We start from the raw sequence: 1,459 nt of genomic DNA, 5'->3' as shown, positions 1-1,459 counted from the left end.
GTCCCGGGCCGGGGTGGCGTCAGGGGGGGGTGGGGGCGTCTCAGTACCTGGGCGGCAGGGCCTTCATCGCGGCCTGGTAGATCTCCTCGATCTCCTTCTCGGTCAGGCGGTCCCGGCCGCTGCGCAGCCACTTGCGGACCTTGGTGCCGGTGATGATGTCCACGCCCCGCAGCCGGTGGCTGTCCCAGGGCATGCCGGGTCCGTAGATGGCCAGCGACGCGCGCACCTTGATCTCGCGCCCCAGTTCGGAGCTGATCAGGTCCTGCGCCCGCTTGGCCTCCTCCAGGGCCTCGTCGATGCGCTCGTTCTTGCTGAACCGCCCGTGGTAGAGCTTCTCCAGCTTGTTGCGCAGCGGCAGCCGCTTGTCCCACGACTCGGAGTCGATGGCGAACGCGCCCCGCCGGCCCACGATGAAGTGGTCGATCTGGCCGTTGCCGCCGGGCACCGCGCGCGCGTGCAGGACGCGGTAGCCGAGCTGCTTCATCACCTTGAGCTGCGCCTCGGTCTTGCGCTGGGCCGCCGAGGGCTTGCGCCAGCGCGGGATCTCCGACTCGCGCCGGGAGGCGTACACCATGATCCCGGCCAGGGTGAGGACGCCGAAGGTGACGCCGATCCGCCAGTCGGAGGTGAGCAGGCCGATCAGGACGGCCACCACGGCGCCGCCGCCGCCGCGTACCACCCACCTGCGGACGGAACGGTTGGAGCGCAGGGCACCGTAGACCGCCTTGCCGCCCGAGGTGTCCTTCTTCTTTCTCTGATTGGGGAAAAAGAGGGATTCGGGCCTTTCGGGGTCCGATCCCCCGGACGTTGGAGTGGAGCCGTTCACTCTGGTAGCCGATTTCACGTCGGACAGGTTAGTTCGATCCATATCCGAGTCCTAGTGCATTACTTCTCACACTTTTGTATCCCTGTTCCTCGGTGCGTAAGCGTGTCGGTCGCCTTGGGACAGGGAATGTTTACCCTTCGGTCAGTCTCTCTGGAGAAGCGGTTCCTCCTCACCGTGGTGCCCTGCGGTGTGCCCGCTAACCTGTCTCGCCATGACCCAGATCCATGACCTTCCGGCCCACCGCCTCCTCGCGATGGTCCGCAGTCGTGAGCTGTCGCCTACTGAGATCACTGAGCACTTCCTGGACCGCACCGAGAGGTACGACCACCTCGTCGGCGCGTACATTACGGTCACCCCGGAAAAGGCGCTCGAACAAGCCCGTTACGCGCAGAAGCGGGTGATGGCCGACACGCCAGAGACCCTGCCCCCCCTCCTCGGGCTCCCCGTGCCCGTCAAGGACCTCGACCCGGTCGCCGGGGTCCGCCTCACCCAGGGCTCACCGGTCTTCCGCGACGCCGTCGCCCCGACCGACTCGGGCGTGGTCGCCCGGCTGCGCGCCGCGGGCGCGGTCCTGCCGGGAAAGACCAACACCCCCGAGTTCGGGTCGAGCTGCTACACCGAGAACGCCGTCGC

The 1,459-nt window shown here is 67.6% G+C and carries 2 protein-coding genes; one reads left to right on the top strand and one right to left on the bottom strand.

From position 1 onward, the window contains the following. Positions 1–40 precede the first annotated feature (40 nt). Entirely contained in the window at positions 41–868 is an 828-nt protein-coding gene (locus DQW06_RS25065) for a nuclease-related domain-containing protein (protein ID WP_370449133.1), read from the bottom strand. A gap of 169 nt (positions 869–1,037) precedes the next feature. Between DQW06_RS25065 and DQW06_RS25060 the strand changes: the two genes are divergently transcribed. Then, positions 1,038–1,459 (top strand): amidase family protein (locus DQW06_RS25060; protein ID WP_255418267.1); only part of this gene is annotated, 422 nt, incomplete at its 3' end.

The sequence above is a fragment of the Nocardiopsis sp. TNDT3 genome, from assembly GCF_003427465.1.
GTDB lineage: Bacteria > Actinomycetota > Actinomycetes > Streptosporangiales > Streptosporangiaceae > Nocardiopsis > Nocardiopsis dassonvillei.
This window is presented reverse-complemented; position numbering and strand designations above follow the sequence as displayed.